The 17,682-nt window shown below is 64.7% G+C and carries 16 protein-coding genes and 2 tRNA genes; 6 read left to right on the top strand and 12 right to left on the bottom strand.

All coding sequences use genetic code 11. The annotated features are described in order from the left end of the window. Window positions 1-4: 4 nt before the first annotated feature. Window positions 5-2,299 carry a heavy metal translocating P-type ATPase gene (locus tag DLM85_RS14380; RefSeq protein ID WP_111478804.1) on the top strand — a complete coding sequence of 765 codons (2,295 nt, stop codon included), beginning with the start codon at window positions 5-7 and terminating at the stop codon, window positions 2,297-2,299. A 57-nt stretch (window positions 2,300-2,356) separates the two neighbouring features. Beyond that, entirely contained in the window at window positions 2,357-2,737 is a 381-nt protein-coding gene (locus DLM85_RS14375) for a cupredoxin domain-containing protein (RefSeq protein WP_111478803.1), read from the top strand. A 77-nt stretch (window positions 2,738-2,814) separates the two neighbouring features. Here DLM85_RS14375 and DLM85_RS14370 read toward each other — a convergent pair whose 3' ends face one another. The 4 genes from DLM85_RS14370 to DLM85_RS14355 all read right to left on the bottom strand — a co-directional run bounded on the left by DLM85_RS14370 (window position 2,815) and on the right by DLM85_RS14355 (window position 6,548). Then, complete coding sequence (locus tag DLM85_RS14370) at window positions 2,815-3,447, bottom strand: thioredoxin family protein (protein ID WP_111478802.1); 633 nt, start codon at window positions 3,445-3,447, stop codon at window positions 2,815-2,817. A gap of 31 nt (window positions 3,448-3,478) precedes the next feature. Then, a complete protein-coding gene (locus DLM85_RS14365) occupies window positions 3,479-3,973 on the bottom strand; it encodes a TlpA disulfide reductase family protein (RefSeq protein ID WP_111478801.1) in 495 nt (164 codons plus the stop codon). 545 nt (window positions 3,974-4,518) lie between these two features. Then, window positions 4,519-6,159, bottom strand: a complete 1,641-nt coding sequence (locus DLM85_RS14360; RefSeq protein WP_111478800.1) for a PAS domain-containing protein — start codon at window positions 6,157-6,159, stop codon at window positions 4,519-4,521. Window positions 6,160-6,185: 26 nt separating this feature from the next. Then, the gene (locus DLM85_RS14355; protein WP_111478799.1) at window positions 6,186-6,548 is read right to left on the bottom strand and encodes a hypothetical protein; all 363 of its coding nucleotides are present in this window, start codon (window positions 6,546-6,548) and stop codon (window positions 6,186-6,188) included. Between the two features lie 201 nt (window positions 6,549-6,749). On the opposite strand from DLM85_RS14355, the gene DLM85_RS14350 reads away from it, so the two are divergent. Then, window positions 6,750-7,598, top strand: coding sequence for a DNA/RNA non-specific endonuclease (locus DLM85_RS14350; RefSeq protein ID WP_111478798.1), 849 nt, complete (start codon window positions 6,750-6,752; stop codon window positions 7,596-7,598). On the opposite strand, the gene DLM85_RS14345 is transcribed toward DLM85_RS14350, so the two are convergent. The 6 genes from DLM85_RS14345 to mltG form a co-directional block, all read right to left on the bottom strand. Then, window positions 7,595-7,930 (bottom strand): hypothetical protein, encoded by a 336-nt coding sequence (locus DLM85_RS14345; protein WP_111478797.1) that lies wholly within the window; start codon window positions 7,928-7,930, stop codon window positions 7,595-7,597. The genes DLM85_RS14350 and DLM85_RS14345 overlap by 4 nt on opposite strands. Before the next feature lie 316 nt (window positions 7,931-8,246). Continuing rightward, window positions 8,247-8,331 (bottom strand) — tRNA-Ser (locus DLM85_RS14340). A gap of 55 nt (window positions 8,332-8,386) precedes the next feature. After that, window positions 8,387-8,473, bottom strand: a tRNA-Ser gene (locus DLM85_RS14335). Between the two features lie 134 nt (window positions 8,474-8,607). After that, on the bottom strand, window positions 8,608-9,573 hold the full coding sequence (locus DLM85_RS14330) for a YihY/virulence factor BrkB family protein (protein WP_111478796.1): 966 nt from the start codon (window positions 9,571-9,573) through the stop codon (window positions 8,608-8,610). 95 nt (window positions 9,574-9,668) lie between these two features. After that, a complete protein-coding gene (locus DLM85_RS14325) occupies window positions 9,669-10,079 on the bottom strand; it encodes an acyl-CoA thioesterase (RefSeq protein ID WP_111478795.1) in 411 nt (136 codons plus the stop codon). Between the two features lie 94 nt (window positions 10,080-10,173). Then, window positions 10,174-11,247: an endolytic transglycosylase MltG gene (gene mltG, locus DLM85_RS14320; RefSeq protein ID WP_111478794.1), complete on the bottom strand. Its 1,074-nt coding sequence runs from the start codon at window positions 11,245-11,247 to the stop codon at window positions 10,174-10,176. 243 nt (window positions 11,248-11,490) lie between these two features. Here mltG and DLM85_RS14315 point away from each other — a divergent pair, with 243 nt between their 5' ends. Continuing rightward, a complete protein-coding gene (locus DLM85_RS14315; RefSeq protein WP_111478793.1) occupies window positions 11,491-12,120 on the top strand; it encodes an L-threonylcarbamoyladenylate synthase in 630 nt (209 codons plus the stop codon). Window positions 12,121-12,198: 78 nt separating this feature from the next. Here DLM85_RS14315 and DLM85_RS14310 read toward each other — a convergent pair whose 3' ends face one another. Both DLM85_RS14310 and DLM85_RS14305 read right to left on the bottom strand, forming a co-directional pair. Further along, window positions 12,199-13,050, bottom strand: a complete 852-nt coding sequence (locus DLM85_RS14310) for a lysophospholipid acyltransferase family protein (RefSeq protein ID WP_243635967.1) — start codon at window positions 13,048-13,050, stop codon at window positions 12,199-12,201. A 50-nt stretch (window positions 13,051-13,100) separates the two neighbouring features. Further along, window positions 13,101-13,997 (bottom strand): hypothetical protein, encoded by an 897-nt coding sequence (locus DLM85_RS14305; RefSeq protein ID WP_133257064.1) that lies wholly within the window; start codon window positions 13,995-13,997, stop codon window positions 13,101-13,103. A 274-nt stretch (window positions 13,998-14,271) separates the two neighbouring features. On the opposite strand from DLM85_RS14305, the gene DLM85_RS14300 reads away from it, so the two are divergent. Then, on the top strand, window positions 14,272-14,949 hold the full coding sequence (locus DLM85_RS14300; protein ID WP_111478791.1) for a WbqC family protein: 678 nt from the start codon (window positions 14,272-14,274) through the stop codon (window positions 14,947-14,949). A gap of 52 nt (window positions 14,950-15,001) precedes the next feature. Next, on the top strand, window positions 15,002-17,602 hold the full coding sequence (locus tag DLM85_RS14295) for an ATP-dependent Clp protease ATP-binding subunit (protein ID WP_111478790.1): 2,601 nt from the start codon (window positions 15,002-15,004) through the stop codon (window positions 17,600-17,602). Window positions 17,603-17,682: the final 80 nt, after the last annotated feature.

The raw sequence follows: 17,682 nt of genomic DNA, 5'->3' as shown, positions 1-17,682 counted from the left end.
CTTTATGGAACCGCACACCTCCGCTCTGCCCACCCAAACCGCCACCCTCGACATCGAGGGCATGACCTGCGCCTCCTGCGCCCGGTTCGTGGAAAAGGCCCTCACCCGCACGCCCGGGGTGCAGCGCGCCGTGGTGAACCTGGCCACCGAAAAGGCCACCGTCGACTACGCGCCCGCGCAGATTGACCGCGCCGGCCTCGCGGCGGCCGTGGTGGACGCGGGCTACGCGGTGGCCGCCCCGCCCGCCCCCACCGCGTCGGCGGCGGAGCGCACGGCCGAGCTGGATGAGCAGAAAGCCGCCGCCTACGCCCGCCTGAAGCGCCGCTTCCGGGTAGCGCTGGGCCTCACGCTCGTCATCATGCCCGCCTCCATGCTGCTGATGCTGCCGGCCGTGATGCGGCACGTGCCCATGACGGCGGCCAACTATGCCCTGCTGCTGCTCACCGTGCCGGTGCTGCTCTACAGCGGGCGGGAGTTCTACACCTCGGCTTGGAACGCCTTCCGCCACCGCACCGCCAACATGGATACGCTGGTGGCCGTGGGCACCGGCGCGGCCTTTCTCTACAGCCTGGCCGCCACCGTGGCGCCGGGCCTGTTCGCGGCCCGGGGCCTCGCCGCCGAGGTTTACTACGACACCACCGCCACCATCATCACGCTCATTCTGCTGGGCAAGGTGCTGGAGCAACGGGCCAAAGCGCGCACCTCGGCCGCTATCCGCCAGCTTATCGGCCTGCAGGCCCGCACCGCCCGCCTGCTCCGCCCCGACGGCTCCGCCGCCGACGTGCCCATCGAGCAGGTGCAGCCCGGCGACGTGGTGCTGGTGCGCCCCGGCGAGAAAGTCGCCACCGACGGCGTGGTGCTCGAGGGCCACTCCGCCGTCGACGAGAGCATGCTGACGGGCGAGAGTCTGCCGGTGGAAAAGCGGGCCGGGGCCGCGGTGTACGGCGCCACGCTCAACAAAACCGGAGCCTTCCGCTTCCGCGTCACGCAGGTGGGCGCCGATACCATGCTGGCCCACATCATCCGGCTGGTAGAGGACGCACAGGGCTCCCGCGCCCCCATTCAGCGCTTGGCCGACAAGGTCAGCGCCATCTTCGTGCCCACGGTGGTAGTCATTGCCCTCGTCACCTTCGTGCTCTGGTTTGACCTGGCGCCGGTGGCAAGCCGCCTGCCGCTGGCCCTGACGCATTTCGTGGCCGTGCTCATCATTGCCTGCCCCTGCGCGCTGGGCCTGGCCACTCCCACGGCCATCATGGTGGGCACCGGCAAGGGCGCCGAGTACGGCGTGCTGGTGCGCAATGCCGAAGCCCTGGAAAAAGCCCACCAGGTCACCACCGTGCTGCTCGACAAAACCGGCACCCTCACCCGCGGGGAGCCCGGCGTGACGGCCTACGTGCCCACCGCCGACGTAGCCGACCCGGCCGCGCTGCTCCGGCAGCTGGCGGCCGTGGAGCGCCAGTCGGAGCACCCGCTGGCCGAGGCCGTGGTGCGCTACGCCGCTACGTCAGCCGTCGAGGCGCCGCTGCCGGCCGTGGCCGATTTTCGGGCTTACGAGGGCCGCGGGGCCGGCGCCACGGTGGCCGGTGCGCAGGTGCTCATCGGCAATCGGCGGCTGCTGCAGGAGCACGGCATCGAGCTGAGCCCCGAGCTGAGCCGGCAGGCCGAGCAGTTGCTGGCCGAAGCCAACACGGTGCTCTACGCCGCCGTCGATGGGCGGGCGGTGGCGCTGCTGGCCGTGGCCGATACGCTGCGCGAGTCGTCGGCGGCGGCGGTGCGGCGGCTGCAGCAGCTGGGGCTGGAGGTGGTGATGATGACCGGCGACAACCAGCCCACGGCCGCCCGCGTGGCCGCGCAGGTGGGCATCCGGCGCTTTTTTGCCGAGGTACTGCCTGCGGATAAGGCCGCCAAGGTGCAGGAGCTGCAGGCCGAGGGCCGGGTGGTGGCCATGGTCGGCGACGGCATCAACGACGCGCCCGCGCTGGCCCGCGCCGACCTGGGCCTGGCCATCGGCTCGGGTACCGACGTGGCCATGGAAGCCGCCGGCATCACCCTGATGCGCTCCGATCTGCAGGGCGTGGTCACGGCCATCGAGTTGTCGCGGCGCACCATTGGCATCATCCGGCAGAACTTGTTTTTCGCCTTCGTCTACAACACCCTAGGCATTCCGGTAGCGGCCGGGCTGCTCTACCCCGTCTTCGGGCTCACGCTTTCGCCCATGCTGGCCGCCGCCGCCATGGCCCTCAGCTCGGTTTCGGTGCTCACCAACTCGCTGCGGCTGCGCGGCTTCCGGCCGCGCTAAGCCGGAGTTGCTCGTCGCTGCTCGTTTAAAAACCGCCCGAAACGCTCGCCCTATCCTATGGACTTCCTCGAAATCATCGTCACCGCCGGCGGGCTGATTCTGGCCGCGCTGGTCGTCTGGTACTTCTTCTTTTCCGCTCCCGCCGCCGCCGTCAGGGCCGTTTCCACGGCGGGCGGCGCGCAGCAGGTGGCGGTGACGGTGAAAGGCGGCTACTCGCCGGCCGTCATCGAGGTGCAGCTCGGCCGGCCGGTGCAGCTGAATTTTTACCGCGACGAAGACGCCGACTGCTCCGAGGAAGTCGTTTTCCCCGATTTCAACCTGCGCCGCGCGCTGCCGGCTTTCCAGACCACCCGCATCGAGCTACTGCCCCGGCAGCCCGGCCGCTTCGAGTTTACCTGCGGCATGGGCATGCTGCGCGGCAGCCTGGTGGTGAAATAAGCCGCCGGGGCGCAAAAAAGCGGGGCCGACGAACTACTGCTTCGTCGGCCCCGCTTTGCGTTTCAGGATGAAGGCCGTTACGCCTTCTTCTTCCACTTGATGGTGCAGCCGATGGCCTTGGTCGAGCTGGTCTGCACGGCCTGGCCGGCCAGCAGCTGGCTCATGGCGTCTTCCACGTAGCGCTGGGTGGCGGCGTTGGCGTCCTCGGTGTTGTTGTCGATGGCCCCGATGTAGGCCACCTTGAAGTCCTGGCCGGTGCGCTGCAGCACGTACACGTGCGGGGTGCGGGTAGCGCCGAAGGCGCGAGCCACGTTCTGCGTCTCGTCCAGCAGGTACGGGAAGGCGTACTGCTTGTCCTTGGCGCGCTTCTGCATGTCGGCGTAGGAGTCGCCGGGGGCCACCTGCGGGTCGTTGGGGTTGATGGCCAGCACCGGGTAGCCCTGGGCGGCGTACTTCTGGTTCAGGGCCATGATGCGGTCCTCGTAGGCCTTGGCGTAGGGGCAGGTGTTGCAGGTAAACACCACGATGTAGCCCTTGGCGGCCGCGTTGCCGGCCAGCGACACCATTTTGCCGTCGACGTTCTTGAGCTTGAAGTCCGCGGCTTTGTCGCCGACCTGGTAGCCGTCCTCAGCCGGGGCGAAACGGAACGCGGTGCCGACGGTGAGGGCCACGGCCAGCAGCGCAAACAGAACGGAAAGAGACTTTTTCATGCGTTGCGAGGAAAAAGAAGTGACAGAAAAATTACGGCGCCTGCACGGCCAGCACGGCCTTTTCCAGCGCGGCCAGGGTGAGCGGCTGCTCGAAGCGCTGCCGCCGCTGCCGCGCATTATTCAGCACCAGCGTGAAGGGCAGCGCCCCCGACCACTGCCGGTCGATGGCATCAATGTACGCGTTTTGGTCCGTCTCATTCAGCAGCCACACCCGCGACTTCAGCCCCTGTTTCTGCACGAAGGGCCGCACTTTGGCGTCGAGCTTGGAGGGAAAATCCAGGCTCACCAGCAGCACCTGCACCTTCTGGCGGGCATACTTGGCGCGCAGCTGCTCGAAGTGCGGCAGCTCCTCGATGCAGGGCTTGCACCAGGTGGCCCAGAAGTTCACCACGTAGGTGGTATCGGTGGGGCGCTGCAGCAGCTGTTGCAGGGCGGGCAGCTTCACCACGCGCACCTGCTGGGCCCGCGCGGCGGGGGCCGCAGCCAGCAGCAGAAGCAGCGCAGGGAGCCGAAGAAACTTATTCATACGGAGCAAACCGGCCCGGGCCGGCAGGGTTCATTGCACTACTGACACCACCAGCCGCGCCGGGGCTGCAAGCCGCCTCATTCGCCGCGCCACCGAAGCTTGGCGCGGGTGCGCAGCCGGTACTTTTCCACGGCGTGCCGCTCGATGTGGGCCAGCGCTTACTCCTCCGAGTTGGTGCAGATTCAGGTCGCGGGCCGGGATGGTGTGGTGCCGGGCCATGCCCAGCCGGCTCAGGGCCGCGCCCAGCGCCGGGCCTGCTCGTAGAAGGACGAGCCCGCCGCCACACCCGAGCCGAAGACCCGCACGGCCTGACGAAGTGCCGGGTGCCGATGCCGCGAAAAACCTCCCGCAGCACCACCAGCGGAAACGTCAACTCGTTAGGCAAGCACGCGGGGCCTGCCGGAAACTGGCGCTCCTGCCGGCGCGCCGCGGCCGTGTCCGGCGGGGTCAGTCATGGCGGAGCGGACGGCGGAGAGCAGCAAACTACAAAACGAGGCCGGCGCCCCAGAAGGCGCCGGCCCGTTACCCGCACTGATGGTCGGTGCTTACGACCGATCCAGCTGCTGCTTCAGTTCCTGCACCTGGTGCTCCAAGTCCAGCGTGCGGAAGGTCACTTTCGCTTCCAGGTCGGAGTAGGCGCGCTCGATGCGCTCCTGCAGCTCCTTCTGCTCGGTAATGTCGGTGTTGGTGCCAAACCAGTGGACCACCTTGCCCGTCTCGTCGCGGATGGGCTGGGCTCGGGAGAGAAACCAGCGAAACTCGCCCGTTCTGCTGCGGATCGGGAACGTATCCTCCCAGGTTTCGCCGGCCTGCACGCTCGCCCAGAACTTGGCCGAAGCGGCCTCCAGGTGCGCCGGGTGGTGCACCTGCGCCCAGCCCTGGCGCTGCATCTGCTCGGGGGTGGTGCCGGTGTAGTCGTACCAGCGCTTGTTGTACCAGTACAGGTGGCCGGTTTCGTCGGCCATCCACGCCAGCTGCGGAATGTTGTCGGCCATGCTGGTAAACTGCGCTTCCCGCTCGCGCAGCGCCTCCTGGGCCTTGCGCTGCACGCTCACGTCCTGCATGGCCCCGATCATGCGCACGGGCTTACCCTCCGCGTTGTGGGCCACGTGGCCGCGGTCGTGCACGTGGGCGTACGAGCCGTCGGCGCGGCGGTAGCAGTACTCGTCGTGCCAGGCCGTGCCGCCGCCGTCGATGACGGCGTGGATGCTGTCGACCACGCGCTGCGCGTCGTCGGGGTGAATGTGGTCGTACCACCACTTGGCGGTGTTTTCCACCTGCGCCGCGGTGTAGCCCAGCACGCGGTGCACCGAGTCGTTCCACGTCACCGCGTTGGTTTCCAGGTTCCAGTCCCAGATGGCGTCGTTGGTAGCCACCGAGGCCAGCTCGTAGCGTTCCTCGCTGTAGCGCAGCGCCTCTTCGGTGGCTTTCTGCTCGTGGATGTCGGTGCAGGTGCCAAACCACTGCACAATCTGGCCCTGCTCGTCGCGAATGGGCTTGGCGAGGCCCAGAAACCAGCGGTACTGCCCGTCCTGTGCCTTGAAGCGGTATTCAATTTCGTAGTCCTCGCCGGTGGCCAGCGAGTGGCCCCACACCTGCCGGGCCCGGGCCTGGTCGTCGGGGTGCAGCAGGTCGTTCCACATCTTGGTGCCCTGGCTCTGCTCCACGGTGTAGCCCGTGTAGTCGATCCAGCGCTGGTTAAAGAACGTGTGGTAGCCGGTCGGGTCGGTCAGCCACACCATCTGCGGGATAAACTCCACCACGAAGCGGTACTCGTCGTCGCGACGCTTGGCCTGGCTGATGTCGCTGATGGTACCGATAAAGCGCACGGCCTGGGTGCGGCTCGCGTCGAAATAGGCGCGGCCGGTGGCGCGCAGCCAGCGCACCAGTCCGTCGGGGGCCACGGTGCGGTACTCGATGTCGTACTCGCCCGAGCCGCGCGGGTCCAGAGCCTGCTGCACCACGGCGTCGGTGCGGGCGCGGTCGTCGGGGTGCAGGCCGGCCAGGAAGCGCGCGTAATCCACGTCGTCCGTCACCGGCAGCCCAAACAGCTCCTTGCAGCGAGCCGACCATTGCAGCTCACCGGTGAGGGGGTTGAAGTCCCAGGTGCCTACGCCGGCGGCCTCAACGGCGGCCTGCAGGCGCTCATAGCTGGTCGGTAGGGTTGGGTTGTCGGGCGTCAACATGGGCGGTAAGGTAGAAACGGGCACACTCAGGGCTGGGTCAGGAGCACTTCCATACCCGAGAGGAAATAGAGGTTGAGTTGGCTGGTGAGGCCGTCGGTCGAGCGGCGCAGGCGGGTAATCAGGGCGCGGGTGCGTTCCTCGGCCAGCTGAATCTCCAGGTAAGGTCGCTGCAGCAGCGCGTCGCGCTGCACCGACCACTGCCCGTCCTGGGCCGGCGCATCGGGGGCCTGCACCTGCAGGTGGCCGGGCTCCAGCCGCAGCCGGGTGGCCTGGGCCAGCGCGCTGCCGGGGTCCGTGCGGTTGAGCACCCGATCGGCGACGTGCCAGGCGCCGGTCAGGAAATCATCCGGCAGCTGTTGCAGGTTGACGTCGAAAAGCTGATCGGACATGCGCAAACGGTGGACAGCGGAGTGAATAGGCTGGCAAAGATACCGGCGGGCGGCTCAGAAAGTTTCAGAATGGGACGTTTCTTCTCCGTACATCTACGGAATGCAGCCGAAAAAACCCGTAGCGGGCACTCCCGGCCGCCCACAGCCCGGTTGCCTTCGGGTGCGTTTGCCGACCTTTGCCCCACACCGCTCCCCTCCCCCATGCCTATTGCCTTTCCTCGTTTCGTAGCCGCGGGCCTGCCGCTGCTGCTGCTCGGCGCCTGCGCCGACGACCAGCCCGCGCCCGCCCCGGCGTTTGGCGAGCAGCTGACCCTGGGCAACCCCAGCGGGGCCACCGCCGACGCCGCCAACCCGCGCAACTACCTGCTCGACAAACCCCAGTACGCCCTCAGCTACCACCGCGACCGGGGCATTCCGAACTGGGTGAGTTGGCACCTGAGCGCCGACTGGCTGGGCACCGCCGCCCGGCAGGACGACTTCCGGGCCGACGCCGCGCTGCCTGCCGGCTGGCACCAGCCCTCGGCCAGCAGCTACCAGGGCTCGGGCTTCGACCGCGGCCACCATTGCCCCTCGGCCGACCGCACCAAATCGGTGGCCGACAACTCGGCCACCTTCCTGATGACCAACATGGCCCCGCAGGCGCCCAACAACAACCAGCGTACCTGGGCCGCGCTGGAGGAATACTGCCGCACGCTCGTCGGGCAGGGCCATGAGCTGTACGTCGTGTGCGGCTCCTACGGCGCGGGCGGCACCGGCTCGGCCGGCTACGCCACCGCCACCGACCAGGGCCGCGTGACCGTGCCCGCCCGCTTCTGGAAAGTGGTGGTGGTGCTCCCCAATGGCAGTAACGACGCCGCCCGCGTGGAGGCCGGCACCCGCGTCATTGCCATCGACGCGCCCAATGACAACGGCCTGAGCCCCAGCTGGGGCTCGTACCGCACCTCCGTCGACGCCATCGAAGCCGCTACCGGCCTCGACCTGCTCTCGGCCGTGAAACCCAGCGTGCAGGCCAGCCTGGAGGCCCGCACCGATACCGGCCCCACGAGCTAGCGCACCGGCAGCGGGCGCACTTCGCCCGTGAGCTTGTCGATTTCGAAGGCGGCGCGGTTAGGCATGCGCCGGGCCCAGTCGGTGCGCGGCACCAGGGCCTGCCACAGCGCATCGACCTCCACGAAACGAGCCGAATCGACCACGTACAGGCTGGCGTTGGGCTGCTGCTGCAGGTAGCGGGCCAGCACGGCGCGGGCCTCAGCTTCGGTAGCGGCGCTGGTGGCCGGCGGGGCAGGCGCGTTCTGCACCACCGGCGGCTGTTCGGTGGCGGGCGTCTGCTGGCAGCCGACGAGCAGGCCGGCGGCCAGGGGGAGCATCAGAAGGTTTTTCATCGGGTAGACAAGACGGCGGGGCGCCGCATTGTTTACCCTTGCATCCCCGTCGGGGTTTAGCGGCCCCGCCTGCGGGCGGGCGGCCCACCGATGCATGTAGCACACCGGAACCAGCCCGGGTACCGATAGGAGCCTGCTGGGCTGTTCGGGCCACCTCCCCGGGTCAGTCAGACCTGGCCGGCGAGGGCCGCCGAGCAGGCCGCCCGGCACCAGGCAGCCTCCCCGATTGCGAATTGTTCGTTGCGCGGCCGCCCAAGCCCCGACGGCTTACAAACAGAAAGCCCGTTTCTGTGAAAAAGAAACGGGCTTTTTGGTGCAGAGGAGGAGGGATTCGAACCCCCGGAGGTGTTACCCTCAACGGTTTTCAAGACCGCCGCAATCGACCACTCTGCCACTCCTCTGTGGCGGGTATTCACAAAAAAAGGCTTTTTCGGTGACCCGGAAAAGCCTTTTTTGCAGAGAGGGGGGGATTCGAACCCCCGATACCCTTGCAGGTATAACGGATTTCGAATCCGTCGCATTCGACCACTCTGCCACCTCTCTGTAGCCCAAATCGAGTGGTTTGGGATGGCAAAAGTAGAAGGCTGGCTCAGCTGATGCAAGCGCCCCGCCCAACTTTTTTTCGCATCGTGGCGCCGGCACCGCGCAGCCCTTTGGCTTTCAGGCCACTATTTTTTTCAGGATTTGGCAGCCCCGGCTTCTTCCGGCCGCATTTTGCCGCGCCCGGTTACGGCGTCCACGCTCACGTTCACTTCGAAGCCCAGAATCAGCGTCATGCACACGAAGTCCAGCCACACCATGAAGCCCACGAGCGTGCCGATGGAGCCGTAGAAGTGGTTGTAGCTGTCGAAGATCTTGATGTAGAGCACGAACAGCAAGGACACCAGCAGAATGAGAATGGTGGCCACCACGGCCCCGGCCGAGAGAAACGGCCACCGGTCCTGCACGGCCGGCACGTAGTAGTAAATCAGGCAGGTGACGAACAGAAACAGCCCGATGACGGAGCCGTAGCGCAGCACCGTTATCATCAGCTCGGTCAGGCGCTCGGGCACGATTTCGTAGTACACCAGCGCGTCGATGATGTAGGTGCCGAAGAACAGGCTGGCCACGGCCACCAGCAGGGCCAGGGACAGCACCACCGTCAGTACGGTGGCAATGAGGCGCTTGTGCAGGTAGCTGCGCCGCTTGAAGATGCCGTGCTTTTTGTCGAAGGCGTCGAGCAGGGCCATGATGCCGTTGGAGCTGAGCACCAGGGCCGTGGCAAAACCAAACGAGAGCAGCCCGCCGTGCGGAATGTTGACGATGTCCTCGATGGTGTCGCGGGTGGCGGCGTACATTTCCCGGGGCATGATGTCGCCCAGGAACTGCAGGATATCGATGTTCAGGCCCGGCACCGGGATGTACGGAATGAGCGTGAACAGGAAGATGATGGTGGGAAACACGGCCACCGTGAAGTTGAAGGCCATGTAGGCGCTGCGCTTGGTCAGGGAGTCGAAGCGCAGTTCGTAGAGCACCCGGTCGACCACGTCGTAAGCCGAGGCCCCGCCGCGCAGCCGAAAGCCAGCCAGCCACTGGATAAAGCGGCGGTAGGTGCGGCGGCGGCGCAGAATCAGCGCCTTGCGGTAACGGTCGGGCAGGTCCATGGGAACGAGTTATCAGTTGCGGGTTGTCAGTTGTCAGGTAGCAACGTCAGCACGAACTAACAACTCGCTACCGGCAGCTGACAACTCAAATACTGTCAACTAAAATACGGCCGGATGCTGTCGAGCACGTGGCCGGGAATGGCGGTGGGCCGGCCGGTGGCCCCGTTCACGAACACCATCAGCGTCGAGCCCTCGGTGAGCAGGTCGTTGGCCTCGTTGTAGATTTCGTACTCGAAGAGTACCCGGGAGCCCTGCGGCATTTCGCGCAGCATCATGCGCACGCGCAGCAGGTCGTCGTAGCGCGCGGGGCGCTTAAACTTGATGCGCAGCTCCCCTACCGGCATGCCCACGCCCTCGGCCTCCATTTCCTTGTAGCTGATGCCGAGCTGGCGGAAGGCTTCGGTGCGGGCCACTTCAAAGTACGCGGCGAAGTTGCCGTGGTACACGTAGCCCATCTGGTCGGTTTCGGCGTAGCGGACGCGGATGTGGACGTCGGATTGGTACATTCGTTTTTCGTTGTTTGTTATTCGTTTTTCGCTGTGGTTCCGCCCTTCGACCTGTGCGCCGAACAACAAAAAACGAGCAACGAAAAACGAAAAGCTATTTCATGATTCCGCTGCGGTTCAGGGCGGCCTGGTAGCGGCGGGCGTTCAGGATATGCTCCCGCTCGGTGCTGGCAAAGGCATGGTAGCCGCTGAAGTCTTCGCGGGCGCAGAAGTAGTAGTAGTTGTGCTGCTCGGGGTTGAGCACCGCGTCGATGCTGGCAATGCTGGGCAGGTTGATGGGACCGGGCGGCAGGCCGGCGTACTTGTAGGTGTTGTAGGGCGAGTCTTTGGCGAGGTGTACGTTGAGCACCCGGCGGATGCCGAAGTCGCCGTTGGCGTACACCACGGTGGGGTCGGCCTGCAGCTTCTGGTTGCGCTTGAGGCGGTTCAGGTACACGCCGGCCACGCGGGGACGCTCGTCGGGGTGCTGCTGCTGCTCGGCCTCCACGATGCTGGCCAGGGTACTCACTTCGGCGCGGCTCAGGCCCTGGGCCTTGGCCTTGGCGTCGCGGGCGGGCGTCCAGAACTTCTCGTACTCCTCCTTCATGCGGCTGAGCACCTTCCGGGGGGCGGTGGTGTAGTACAGCTCGTAGGTGTTGGGGATGAACATCGTCAGCAGCTGGGTGGTGTCCTTGAAGCCCAGCGTCTGCGCGTAGTCGTTGCTGCGGAGCAACGAGTCAAACTCCTGGGGGCGGGCGGCAAAGCTCTGGCTGAGCTTGCGGGCCAGATCCTGGCGCAGGCGGATGTTCTGGAAGGTGAGCTTCACCGGCGCCTGAATGCCGCGGCGCAGGTCATTGATGAGCTGGCGGTTGGTGTAGCCGTCCTTCAGCTCGTAGCGGCCGGGCTTCACCAGCCGGTCGTACTTCATCAGGCGGGCCACGAAATGCAGGCTGAGCTTGTCGATGATGGCACCCGAACGGTCGATGCTGTCGAGCACGGCCTTGGCCGACTGCCCGGGGCGCACCACCACGTAGGTCGGGCGGCCGTGGGTGTCCACGTTCGGCGTGAAGATGATCTGGTAGGCGTAGTAGGAAAAAGTGACCAGCAGGATGCCGAAAATGCCCAGCGGGTAGGCAAAGCGGTTGCGGCGGCGGGTGGCGCGGGCGCGGTACTCGTCAGGAGTTGGCATAAAATGGGGCGAATGACAAACAAACGAGCGGATTGCGGGCTTTACCAGGACGGCTCGTCCGGTCAAAAATACGACCGCGGCAATGATTGAATGAGGGAATGACTGAATGATTGATTTCAAACCGATAATCACTCTTCAGTCATTCCCTCCTCAATCATTGACAACTCCGTGACCCGCTTGCGCGTCATAGCAGGATTGTGTAACTAAGCCGCCCTTTCGTCTCACCTAGTCCGCTGACCTCCTATGGCCGCTACCCTGCTGCGCATTCACCCCGACAATCCGCCCCAGAACAAGATTCAGCAAGCCGTGGACGTGCTGCGGCAAGGTGGCATCATCATCTACCCCACCGACACGATTTACGGCCTGGGCTGCGACATCACCAACCAGCGGGCCGTCGAGAAGCTCTGCCGCATCCGCGGCCTGAAGCCCGAAAAGGCCAATCTGTCCTTTATCTGCTCCGACCTCTCCCACATCAGCGACTACGCCCACGGCATCAGCACGCCGGTGTACAAGCTGCTGAAGAAGGCCCTGCCCGGGCCCTTCACCTTTATCTTCGAGGCCAGCGCCAAGGCCCCCAAGTACGGCGGGGTGAAGCGCAAAACCGTCGGCATCCGCGTGCCCGACAACGCTATCAGCCTGGCCCTGGTACGCGAGTTGGGCAACCCCATCGTCAGCACCTCCATTCACGACGACGACACGCTCATTGAGTACAGCACCGACCCGGAGCTGATTTTCGAGAAATACCGCCCGCTGGTAGACCTGGTCATCGACGGCGGCTACGGCAACAACGTGGCCAGCACCGTCATCGACTGCACCACCGAGGACTTCGAAGTCATCCGCCAGGGCGCCGGCGACATCGAGCAGTACTTGTAGCAAGGGTAAGAGGGTGTGCGGGTAGGAGTTTAAGAGTTATCAGAACGACAACTCTTAAACTCCTACCCGCACACCCTCTTACCCTCTCTTGTGCTTCCACCGCCGGTGCGACCAGAGGTAGTCGGCGGGCTGGGCACGGATGTCGCGCTCCACGCGGCGGGCAAACTCTTCGGTGACGACGTGGGCCTGCTTGTCGAGCGGGGTCTGGCCGTCGTGCAGCTCCTCCACCACGATTTCGTAGTAGCCGCGACGCTGGCGCACGATGTTCACGTAGAGCACCGGGCAGCCAAACTGGGCCGCCAGCTTATCGGCGCCGGTGTAGAAGGGCGTGTCCTGGTGCAGGAAATCGGTCCAGTAGGTTTGTTCCAGGCCGCCGGGGCTTTGATCGGAGAGCATGGAGAGGCTGCGGGGCTGCCCGCGTAGGCGCAGCATGTCGCGCAGCGTGTCGCGCATGGGGATGAGCCGGGCGCCGGTGTGGGTGCGCAGCCGCAGCATGAAGTCCTCGAAAAACGGGTTGTGCAGGGGCTTGTACACCCCGTCGGCCTTGCCGGGGAAGTACACCGCCCCGGCCGGCAGAATCCACTCCCAGTTGCCGATGTGCGAGCCCAGCGCCAGCACCGTGCGCCCGGCCGCGAAATGCCGCTCAAACAGCTCCAGGTTGCGAATCTGCACGCGCCGCCGCATCTCGGCCGGACTGATGGCCGCCAGCTTCAGAATCTCCACGATGACGTCGGCGAAGTGGCGGTAGAAGCCGCGCTGCAGCCGCCGGATTTCGGCCTCTGGTTTCTCCGGAAACGAGTTGCGCAGGTTTTCCAGCACCACCCGCTGCCGGTAGTTCAGCACAAAGCGCATCAGCAGGTACAGCCCGTCGGCCAGGCGGTGCAGCACGGGTAGCGGCAGTCGGGCCAGCCCCAGCAGCAGCCACTGCAAGGGCAGGTAATACCAGGAAAAAGGCCGTGCGGACGGTTTCGCAGCAGTATTCATCGGGGCAAAGATGCACCCGCCGGCGCGTACTCCTGCCGGGTGCGCACAAACTGCCCGGTGCGCGAGGCCAGCACCTTCTTGCCGCTGCGCACCTCCACCGTCAACGCGTAAGTGCCGTCGGTTTCCACGCCCAGCTGGCTGAGCCCGCCCAGCGGCAGCTCGCCCGCCACCGTCGTCGGCCGCCCGGCTTTGGCCTGGCCCAGCGGCGCGTCGGCATCGGCCGCGAAGCCTTCGCCCGACTCCACGTGGTAGTGCAGCGTCAGCGGCTGCCCGGCCGGCGCGTTGTACAGCTCCAGGTAGAAGTAGAGCTGGTCGGCGCCGCGGCCGTAGTTGCCGGCCGGCGTGCGCACCAGCGAATAGCCGCCGCGCGTGAAGTTGTTCTGCTCGGTGGTTTTGCCGGCGGCTTTGGCCAGAAACACGATGTCGCTGAGCACCGGCGCGGCAGCCGGCAAATCCAGCGCCAGGGGCTCCTCCGCTTTGAAAGTGCCAGCCGTTTTGCGGTACATGTCCTTCAGCTCGGCCTTGATGGTGTACTGCCCGCCGCGCAACGTCAGGCGCCGCAAAAAGCTCTGCGGGTTCTTGATGCCAATGGTGGTGTCGCTGATGACCGGCGGCTTGAGCGTTATCGTCTCCGAATGCACTGCCCGCCCATCGGCCCCCAGCACCTGCAGGGCCACGGTGGCGCCGGCCTGGTAGGTGTCGCGGGTACGCTTGATGTACGTCAGCCCGTTGCCCGGTACGGTCACGTACAGTTCCACTTCGTAGCTGTTGCCGGCCGTCAGCGGGCGGAACCGGGCCACGTCGAGCAGCAGCGTGGGCGTGGCGGCGGAAACTGACAGAACTGTCAGTAGTAAAAGCACTAGGGGCAAGAGGAAGCGCGGACGTATGGGCATAGGAAAGCAGTGGAGCGGAAAGGTACTGCGCCTACAACGCAAAAACGCCGCCGAAGTGCCCGCGTGGTCCTACGACTCCAACCGAAGATCCGCGTAGCTAAAGTCGTAGGACCACTATCGTTGCTGACGTTGCCCAAGCCTGCGGCCCTTTCTCACTTCAATCGGCTGAGTCATGCTCCGCCATTTCCCCACCTTTGCCGCTCGTTCAACGATAGTGGTCCTACGACTGTAGAGTCGTACGACCACTTCCTGCCTTTGCCCAAAGCCTGCCACAATGTCCACCGTCCTCTTCGAGCTGCCCTACTGCCCGCCGGCGGCTTTCTTCGCCCAGCTGCTGACGGCCGACCGCCTGCTGCTGGAGCGCCACGAGCACTACCACAAGCAAACCTACCGCAACCGCTGCCTGGTGCTGACGGCCCAGGGCGTGCAGCCGCTCACCGTGCCCGTCGTCGATGGCAACCGCTCCGAGAAGGTGAGCATCGACGCGCTGGAAATTGATTACCGGCAGAACTGGGTGCATCGGCACTGGCGCACCCTGCAGACGGCCTACGGCAACAGCTCTTTTTTCGAATACTACGCCGACTATTTCCACGACATCTTCGTAAGCAAGCCCGACCGGCTCTTTGAGCTAAACCTGGCCCTGCTGCAGCTGCTTCTGCGCTGCCTGCGGTTGCCGTTGGCGGTGGAGTTTACGGGCGAGTGGCGCCCCAGCTACCCGCCCGGAATCGTGCTGGATCGGCGAGACTGGCTAAGCCCCAAATCCCTGCCTGACACAGCGTCAGGTGCGGGGCTGCGCCAGCCCTACCGCCAGTGCTTTGGCGCGGGGTTTGTACCCGGCCTGAGCGTGCTGGACCTGCTATTCGCAGTGGGTCCGGCGGCCGGCCAACTGCTGCTGCCGGCCCCCCTGACCGGCGGCGAACCTTATGCCCCTAGTGCCGGTTTAAGTATTTGATGTCCGGTGCCACTTATTTGCGCGTATCCGGATTCTTTCTCACCTTATCTGCATGGAAGCGAAATTCTCAAATAGAGTCAAGGAGGTCATCTCCCTGAGTCGGGAGGAAGCCATCCGACTTGGCCATGACTATATAGGCACCGAGCACCTGTTGCTAGGCATGATTCGGGAGGGCGAAGGCACGGCCATTGCTCTGTTGAAGAAGCTCGGCGTCTCCGTCGAGGAGCTGAAATACGCCCTCGAGCAAGCCACTCGTAACACTGCCACCCAGGGTATCAGTATAACGGGCAGCATCCCGCTGACGAAGCAGACGGAAAAAGTCCTGAAGATTACGTACCTCGAAGCCAAAATCTTCAAGAGCGAAATCATCGGCACCGAACACCTGCTGCTCTCGATTCTGCGCGATGAAGACAACATTTCTTCCCAAATCCTGAGCAAGTTCAACGTGAACTACGAATCCGTACGCGACTCGCTGGATTACCACGGCACTGGTAATACCAACCAAAACCCCACCTCGGGCCCCTCAGACACCGACGACGACGACAACGACAAGTTGTTTGGCTCGTCGAAAGGCGCCGGCTCCGCCGCTTCCAAGAAGCCCGGCGAAAAGTCGCGCACCCCGGTGCTCGATAACTTCGGCCGCGACCTGACCAAGCTGGCCGAGGACGACAAGCTTGACCCCATCGTGGGCCGCGAAAAGGAAATTGAGCGCGTCGCTCAGATCCTCTCGCGCCGCAAAAAGAACAACCCGATTCTCATTGGGGAGCCCGGCGTGGGTAAAACGGCCATTGCCGAAGGCCTCGCCCTGCGTATCGTGCAGAAGAAGGTGTCGCGCGTGCTCTTCAACAAGCGCGTCGTGACCCTGGACCTCGCCTCGCTGGTAGCCGGCACCAAGTACCGCGGCCAGTTCGAGGAGCGCATGAAGGCCGTGATGAACGAGCTGGAGAAGTCGCCCGACGTGATTCTGTTCATCGACGAGCTGCACACCATCGTGGGCGCCGGTGGCGCTTCCGGTTCGCTCGACGCCTCGAACATGTTCAAGCCGGCCCTGGCCCGCGGTGAAATTCAATGCATCGGTGCTACCACGCTGGACGAGTACCGCCAGTACATCGAGAAGGATGGCGCCCTGGCCCGTCGTTTCCAGATGGTGATGGTGGACCCCACCACGCCGGAGGAAACCATCGAAATCCTGCACAACATCAAGGACAAGTATCAGGACCACCACCATGTGGTGTACACCGATAAGGCCATTGAGGCGTGCGTGAAGCTGTCGGACCGCTACATGTCGGACCGCTTCCTGCCGGACAAGGCCATCGATATCCTCGATGAGGCCGGCGCCCGCGTCCACATCAACAACATCGTGGTGCCCGAGGACATCGTGAAGCTCGAAGAGCAGATCGAGAACATCAAGGGCGAGAAAAACGCGGTGGTGAAGTCGCAGAAGTACGAGGAAGCTGCCCGCCTGCGCGACACGGAGAAGAAGCTGATTGAGCAACTCGACCAGGCCAAAAAGAACTGGGAAGAGGAGACCAAGAAGAAGCGCTACACCGTGAAGGAGGAAAACGTGGCCGAGGTTATTGCCATGATGACTGGCATCCCGGTAAGCCGCGTGGCCCAGAACGAAAGCGCCAAGCTGCTCAACATGGGTGAGGAGCTGAAGGGCAAGGTAATCGGTCAGGACAAGGCCATTGCCCAGCTCGTGAAGGCCATCCAGCGCACCCGCGTGGGTTTGAAAGACCCGAAGAAGCCCATCGGCTCGTTCGTGTTCCTCGGCCCGACGGGCGTGGGTAAGACGGAGCTGGCCAAGGTGCTGGCTACCTACCTCTTCGACAAGGAAGATTCGCTGGTGCGCATCGACATGTCGGAGTACATGGAGAAATTCAGCGTATCGCGCCTGGTGGGCGCGCCTCCCGGCTACGTGGGCTACGAAGAGGGCGGCCAGCTGACGGAGAAAATCCGCCGCAAGCCGTACTCGGTTATCCTGCTCGACGAAATCGAAAAGGCTCACCCGGACGTGTACAACCTGCTGCTGCAGGTGCTCGACGACGGCATTCTGACCGACGGCCTGGGCCGCAAGGTGGACTTCCGCAACACCATCATCATCATGACCTCGAACATCGGGGCGCGTGATCTGGCCGACTTCGGCGTGGGCATCGGCTTCGGCACGAAGGCCCGCACGGAAGGCGTGGACGACCTGATGAAGGGTACCATTGCCAGCGCGTTGCGCAAGACCTTCGCGCCGGAGTTCCTGAACCGCCTGGACGACGTAATCGTGTTCAACGGCCTGCAGAAGGAGGATATCTTCAAGATCATCGACATCTCCCTCGCCAAGCTGCGCCAGCGCGTACAGGCCCTGGGCTACCGCATCGAGCTGACCGAAGCCGCGAAGACCTTCGTGGCCGAGAAAGGCTACGATCCGAAGTACGGCGCGCGTCCGCTGAACCGGGCCATCCAGAAGTACATCGAAGACCCGATTGCGGAGGAAATCCTGAAGGCTCAGCTGACTCAGGGCGACGTTATCGAAGCCGACTTCGAGGAAGGCAAGGAGGAACTGACCTTCAGCTCGCGCAAGAGCGACGAGGCCTCTACCCTCGCCAGCGACGAGCGGCCGGCCGAAACGCCGGAGTCGCCGGAAGGCAAGACGGGCGAATAAGTAGCCCGGAGTAAATGAAGAGCGGCCGGTTCCTGTGAGGGAGCCGGCCGTTTTTGTATTTACCTTTGATTAAGAGCCAA

The organism is Hymenobacter edaphi, assembly GCF_003258365.1.
GTDB classification, from domain to species: domain Bacteria; phylum Bacteroidota; class Bacteroidia; order Cytophagales; family Hymenobacteraceae; genus Solirubrum; species Solirubrum edaphi.
The sequence above is the reverse complement of the archived record's forward strand: the minus strand, read 5'-3'. Positions and strand labels throughout refer to the sequence as shown.